Raw genomic sequence first — 6,353 nt, forward strand, 5'->3', positions numbered from 1 at the left:
GGCACGGCCTCCAACGCCTCACGGGCGGGTGGCTGCACGATCTGCGGGGCCACGTCCTGGGGCGGCCCGGTGGCGCCGGGATACGCCGGGGGAACGGCCCGGGGCTCCACCGAGACGCAGCCGGAGACGGCCGTGACCGTCAGCCCGACCAGGAGTTTCGCGGCGATTCTGGTTCTCTGCACCTGGGTAACTCTGCGGTGCGGCCCGCCCGCCCGGGGCCCGGTGGGCGCGGAATGGCCCGCACGAGTGACCCGGTCAGCGGCGCGCCCCCGAGGCGGCGGCGGTCCTTCGGCGCCGAGCCGGGCCGTGCGCCGGTGCGTTCACTTGCCGGTCGCACCGTCGACGCGCTCGCGCACCAGGTCGGCGTGGCCGTTGTGCTGGGCGTACTCCTCGATCATGTGCATATAGATCCAGCGGAGGCTGAACGGCTCGCCGGACGAGCCGACGCCCTGGGAGAGGTCGTCCAGGCGACACGCGGCGGCGCTCTCGCGTGCCGCCGCGATCTCCGCCCGCCAGACGGACTCCGTCCCGGCCCAGGTGGTGGACTCCGTCACCGTGAAGTCCGCGTCCGGATCCTCCTCGGTGGAGTAGAGGTCCGGCAGCTCAGCGCCCTCCAGGATCTCGCGGAACCAGTAGCGCTCCACCTCGGCCAGATGCTGTACGAGGCCGAGCAGGGTCAACGCGGAGGGCGGGACGGACGCCTCGCGCAGCTGCGCGTCCGTCAGACCGGCGCACTTCATGGCGAGCGTCTCGCGGTGGAAGTCGAGCCAGCCCTCCAGCATGGGGCGTTCGGCGGCGTCGAAGGCCGGCTCGGAGCGCTCAGGGTTCCCGGAAGAAGTCATGGGGCCCATCGTCACCCATGATCATGCCCCTGGCCAGGGGTTTCGTGAGCGGAACCGGAGCGCGGGCCGACGACGGGGGCGACGTATGCTGCCGGGGCGCGAACAGCCGCGCACAGCGGCTCGGCACAGCGACAGGGAGACCTCGTGAAGATCGGTTGCATCGGGCTCGGCGACATCGCGCAGAAGGCGTACCTGCCGGTGCTCAGCGCCGTACCCGGGGTCGAACTCCATCTGCAGACCCGCACCCCCGCCACGCTCCACGCGGTCGGCGACACCCACCGCGTTCCGGCCGACGCCCGTCACACGACCCTGGACTCCCTCCTCGCCGCCGGGCTGGACGCGGCGTTCGTGCACGCCCCGACCGCCGTGCACCCGCAGATCGTGGAACGGCTCCTCGAAGCCGGCGTCGCCACCTATGTCGACAAGCCGATCGCCTATGAGTACGCCGACTCCGAGCGGCTGGTGAACCTCGCCGAGGAACGCGGCGTCGGCCTCGCCGTCGGCTTCAACCGCCGCCTCGCCCCGGGCTACGCGCAGTGCGCGGAGCACCCGCGCGAGCTGATCCTCCTGCAGAAGAACCGGGTCGGACTGCCCGAGGACCCCCGGTCGATGATCCTCGACGACTTCATCCACGTCGTCGACACCCTGCGCTTCCTGGTCCCGGGCACCGTCGACCACACCACCGTGCGGGCCCGGATCGTGGACGGCCTGATGCACCACGTGGTGCTCCAGCTGTCCGGCGACGGATTCACCGCGATCGGCATGATGAACCGGCTGAACGGGTCGACCGAGGAGATCCTGGAGGTCTCCGGCCAGGACTCCAAGCGACAGGTCCTCAACCTCGCGGACATCGTCGACCACAAGGGGCAGCCGAGCGTGCGGCGGCGCGGCGACTGGGTCCCCGTGGCCCGGCAGCGCGGCATCGAAGCCTGTGTGCACACCTTCCTCGACGTGGTGCGCCGGGGCGAGACGCTCAGTGCCCGGGACGCCCTGGCGACCCATGAGCTGTGCGAGCGGGTGGTCCGGGAGGCCCTGGAGCAGGCCTCCTGAGCGCCCGCAGCCCCTCGACGGCGCACAGCACGGCCAGCGCCGCCAGCGCCCCGTACACCGGCCAGTCGCCGAGCCGGCCGTAGAGCGTGCTTCCGCCCGCCAGCGGCAGGTCGAACACCTCCGTCGCGCTCGCGTCCGTGCCGAGCGGGCGGCCCACCCGTTCCCCCCGGGGCCCGTACACCGCACTGATCCCGGTCAGGGTGGCGTGGACCATCGGGCGGCCGTTCTCGGCGGCCCGCAGCGCCCCCAGTGAGGCGTGCTGGGCCGGGGCCCAACTGTCCTGGAACGTCGAGGTGGCGGACTGGGCGACGATCACCTGTGCCCCGTCGCGCACCAGCCTGCGGCTCATGTCGGGGAACGCCGTCTCGAAGCAGACCAGGGGACCGATCCGCAGTCCCCGCGCCCCGTCCGGCAGGGTCATCACCACCTGGCGGTCGCCGCGCAGCCGGTCCTCGCCCGCCGCCTTGCCCACGGAGGTCGCCCACCCCAGCAGGGAGCGGGCCGGGACGTACTCGCCGAACGGGACCAGACGCATCTTGTCGTAGCGGTCCCCGGTCGGCCCGTCGGGACCCACGAGCACCGCCGACTTGAAGATCCCCGACCGCCCCGAGCCGTCCGTCTGCCGGGCGTCCACATTGACCAGCAGATCCGCGCCGACCCGCCGGGACAGGTCGGCCAGCCGCCGCGCGGTCTCCGGACGCTCCCAGGCGCCCGCCCCGATGCTGCTCTCGCCCCACACCACCAGGTCCACGTTCCGGCCCCGCAGCGAACGGGTCAGCTCCTCGCCCCGGTCGAAGCGGCGCGCGACGCTTCCCGGTCCCTCCACGACGCCCGGCTGCACGACGGCGATCCTGACCGTGCCGGTGTCCGTGGGCCGCGGTGCCCAAACCCACGTCGCCGCGACGGACAGGGCGCACACCACCAGCAGGACGCCGGCGGTCGTACGGGCGGCGCGGTCGGCGAACAGCAGGGCCGCGCCGGTGTTCACCGCGAGCACCAGCAGGCTCACCAGCCACACCCCGCCCACCGAGGCGACCCGCAGGGCGGGGGCGACCTCCCACTGACTCGCGCCGAGGAGCCCCCAGGGCCCGCCGAGCCCCTCCCAGGACCGGACCAGCTCGATCATCAGCCACCCGGAGGGCACGACGACCACGGCGGCGACGGCACGCGACGCGGACGGGGACCCGCCGAGCAGCCGGGACACCAGCAGCCCCCAGGGCGCCCAGAGCAGCCCCAGCAGGGCGGCCAGCAGCACGATGAAGACGTGGAGGCTCGGCATCAGCCAGTGGTGCACCGCGATGACGAAGCCGATGCCGCCGATCCAGCCGTCCAGCGCGGCCCTGCGGGGCGAGCGCGCGGTGCGGATCAGCAGCAGCCAGGGGACCAGCGCCACATAGGCGAACCACCAGAGTCCGGGCGCGGGAAAGGCGAGCGCGGGCAGCGCCCCGGCGAGCAGCGCCGCCGCGCCCCGGGCCCAGGGGGACGAGAGCACCCCCGCGCCGGCGGAGCCCCGGCCACCGGCCTCCGGACCAACACCGGAGGCGCCGTCAGCAGCCGCGCCCTCGCCGGACGTGCCTTCGCCGGGCGAGCCCGCCGCGTTCCGGCCGACCGGGAGACGCCCGCCCCGGATTCGCATGCCGTGCCCTCCTCGGTCGTGCGTGGCGGGTGGTCGCCGTCACCGCGTCAACCCCTGGATACCCAGTGTGGGGGAGGTGCTCCCCGCCGGACACAGGACGCGGGCCGAGCGGGGCACGACGGGCGGGCCCGGCGCCCTTCGGGCGGCGACGGCAGCGCGACGGCGGGGCCTACGCGCCCGGCGCCCGGCGCCACTTCTCATGGACGGTGACCGTACGGATCAGCCAGCCCGGTTCGGCGCGGTGCAGCTCGAAGGTGTAGCGGCCGCCGGTCACGAAGTCGGGCGTGGCAACCCCCAACTGCCCGGAATCCGCCCGGCCCGGTGTGTCCACCTCGTCCGCCGCTCTTTTCGGGGCCAGGCACATCGGATTGAGGTAGTCGGCCCGTACCTCGGCCCGGTCGCCCGTGTAGCCGCCCAGGTCCTCCAGGTCGATCCGGCGGTTGACGATGAGGTGCTGACGTACGGGGAAGAGGCGCATGGTCTCCTCCAGCCACCGGGCGATCTCGTCGGCCGGGCCCTCCACACCCCCGGCGCCCCGGTAGTCCGCGCGGCCGTCCGGGGTGAACAGGGCGCCGTAGTCCGACCAGGCCCCGTCGTCGACGGCCACCGCGTACCCGGTGATCACCGCATCGATGGCAAGCCGGTCCAGCACGGTCGCGAGTGCCACACGCTGTGTCATCGGGCAAGTCTCGGTCAAGCCGCCCGTCAGGCCAAGGGGCCCGCACCGACGGGCCGCGTCCGGCGACCCGTCGGGGCGTGGGAGAACGGCTCGGCAGAGCGGGGGAATCGGCTCAACAGGGCACGACGGCGACCGGTCCCAGCGCGTGCGTGACCGCCGTCTGCGCCACCGGGGACAGCCCCAGCCCGAGGGACTCGCCGCCCTTGCGACGGCCGATCACCGTCAGGGCCGCCGTCGCCGACGCGGTCACCAGGGTGCGCGAGGCCGAACCGTTGACCGGCTCCCGGACGATCTCCACCCGCGGGTACTTCTCGTGCCACCCCGAAGTCAGCTCGGCCAGGGTCCGCGCGGCCGAGCCCGCCGCCTCCTGCCGGTCCAGGACGGGGCCGCCCGCGAGCATCGAGGAGAACATCGTCCAGCCGTGCACGATCCGCAGCCGGGCGCCCGGCCGGGAAGCCGCGGTGGCGAAGGCGAACTCCAGCACCGCCTCGCTGCTCTCGTCGGCTGCGACCCCCGCCACGATGTCGGTGAAGGCCCCCGCGTCCCCGGGACGGCTCTCGTCCCCCTCCGGGCGGTCCTCCTGCACGACCACGACGGGACAGCTCGCCATCGACGCGGTGGCCAGGCTGTTGGAACCGACCATCAGCGAGCGGAAGCCGCCGAGCCCGCGCGAGCCGACCACGATCATGGACGCGTCGCGGCCGAGCGAGACCAGGGCCGCCGACGGGTAGTCCAACGGGGCCAGCGTCGAGGGGCGCAGTTCCGGAGCGATGAGGGCGCTCCGGCGCACGGACTCGGCCAGCAGGGCCTCCGCCTCGCGCCGCCCGGTCTCCTCGTCGACCTGCCGGGTGAGCGGGCGGACGTGGACGATCAGCAGGGGCAGCCCCCGCCGCACGGCTTCGTGGGTGGCCCAGTCGAGCGCCTGCCGACTGTGCGTGGAGCCGTCGACTGCGGCGATCACGGGAAGATCGTTGGTGGTCATGCCTCCGAGCGTACGTCGCCGGTCGGACGCCTCTCACCTGTGGTGGCGGACGGCGCGCACGCACGGTGGCGGACGGCCTCTCAGTCGTGGTTGTGGGTGGAGGTGGTGTCCTTGGGGGGTGTGCTGCGCCCGCCGTCGCTGCCGCTGGCCACGACGGCGACGAGAGCCGCCAGGATCGCCACCACGACGAGCCGGCCACCCACGCGCAGGGCCCACCCGGTGCGGGCCCCGGCGGTCGCCCCCGGCCGGCCGGGCAGCTTCTCGGAGCGACGGGCGGGCCGCATCAGGCGCAGGAGCAGCAGCGCGGCGATCGGGAGCTGGAGCAGCCAGACACTCGTGCGGAACCAGCCGTCGTACCAGACGTTGGTCCCGTACAGCAGGGTGTGCCAGACGCTGAGGACGTAGACGACGATCACGCAGCGGTGCAGGATTCGCCAGGTCTTCTGGCCGATGCGGTGGCGTACGTAGAAGATCAGGCCGAGGGGGATCGCGAGGTACAGGGCCGCCTGGCCGATGGGGATGGCGATCTTGCCGGTCCCCGAGTCGTAGCCGCCGGGGACGAGGGCCTCCACGAAGGCGGTGGCGACCGCGGAGTTCCAGGACGCGGTGTCGTGCCGGACCAGTTCGGCCCCGAACAGCAGGGCGTGGGCCGCGATCAGGGCGATGGTGTTGAGGCTCGTGGTGCGGTGCAGGCGTTCCAGCCGGGGGCCCGACAGCGGCAGCCGGCCCGGCCGCGGCCCGGACAGCATCAGCCCGAGGACGACCGTTCCCCAGGCCCAGAGCAGGGCGGACCAGCCGAACGCCTGGCTGAGGAAGTACATCCAGAAGCCGCCCGCGTCGGCCATGAACGGCATCACGGTGACCGTGGACGAGGTCTTGTTGCGGATGCGTATGTAGAGCAGGACGAAGATCGCCGCGGTGATGAGGAGCGCCACCAGGCCGTCGGGCCACGAGGCCCGCAGGTCGGAGCGGAGCGTCGGCCGTCTCGGCTCTCCCGGCCGCCGGGGGGCGGGGACCCGGCCGTCGTCCGGTGCGGTGCTTTCGGTGGCCGCGGCCACGGTTCCGGGTCCGGCCTCGGTGGCCGGCGCGGTACTTCCGGGCGTCTCGGCGGCCGCTGCCGGTTCAGGGGTGGGGGGTTGGTTCGTCATGCGGCCTCTTCGGGGC

The 6,353-nt window shown here is 73.7% G+C and carries 6 protein-coding genes and 1 pseudogene; 1 reads left to right on the top strand and 6 read right to left on the bottom strand.

The window, feature by feature from the left end; genetic code table 11:
- Together HET64_RS34890 and HET64_RS34895 are read right to left on the bottom strand one after the other, a co-directional pair.
- Nucleotides 1-182, bottom strand: a pseudogene (locus HET64_RS34890) (hypothetical protein); the annotation flags it as partial.
- A gap of 138 nt (nucleotides 183-320) precedes the next feature.
- Entirely contained in the window at nucleotides 321-842 is a 522-nt protein-coding gene (locus HET64_RS34895) for a DinB family protein (protein ID WP_215111256.1), read from the bottom strand.
- Between the two features lie 144 nt (nucleotides 843-986).
- Here HET64_RS34895 and HET64_RS34900 point away from each other — a divergent pair, with 144 nt between their 5' ends.
- Nucleotides 987-1,892, top strand: a complete 906-nt coding sequence (locus HET64_RS34900; RefSeq protein ID WP_215111257.1) for a Gfo/Idh/MocA family protein — start codon at nucleotides 987-989, stop codon at nucleotides 1,890-1,892.
- Here the strand turns inward: HET64_RS34900 and lnt are convergent.
- The 4 genes from lnt to HET64_RS34920 all read right to left on the bottom strand — a co-directional run bounded on the left by lnt (nucleotide 1,816) and on the right by HET64_RS34920 (nucleotide 6,337).
- On the bottom strand, nucleotides 1,816-3,528 hold the full coding sequence (gene lnt, locus HET64_RS34905) for an apolipoprotein N-acyltransferase (RefSeq protein WP_215111258.1): 1,713 nt from the start codon (nucleotides 3,526-3,528) through the stop codon (nucleotides 1,816-1,818). The genes HET64_RS34900 and lnt overlap by 77 nt on opposite strands.
- Before the next feature lie 169 nt (nucleotides 3,529-3,697).
- The gene (locus HET64_RS34910) at nucleotides 3,698-4,207 is read right to left on the bottom strand and encodes a nuclear transport factor 2 family protein (RefSeq protein WP_215111259.1); all 510 of its coding nucleotides are present in this window, start codon (nucleotides 4,205-4,207) and stop codon (nucleotides 3,698-3,700) included.
- A 112-nt stretch (nucleotides 4,208-4,319) separates the two neighbouring features.
- Nucleotides 4,320-5,189 carry a universal stress protein gene (locus HET64_RS34915; RefSeq protein ID WP_215111260.1) on the bottom strand — a complete coding sequence of 290 codons (870 nt, stop codon included), beginning with the start codon at nucleotides 5,187-5,189 and terminating at the stop codon, nucleotides 4,320-4,322.
- Nucleotides 5,190-5,269: 80 nt separating this feature from the next.
- Entirely contained in the window at nucleotides 5,270-6,337 is a 1,068-nt protein-coding gene (locus HET64_RS34920; RefSeq protein WP_215111261.1) for a ferric reductase-like transmembrane domain-containing protein, read from the bottom strand.
- Between the last annotated feature and the right edge of the window lie 16 nt (nucleotides 6,338-6,353).

The sequence above is a fragment of the Streptomyces sp. McG3 genome (genome assembly GCF_018619185.1).
In the GTDB taxonomy this organism is placed as follows: Bacteria; Actinomycetota; Actinomycetes; order Streptomycetales; family Streptomycetaceae; genus Streptomyces.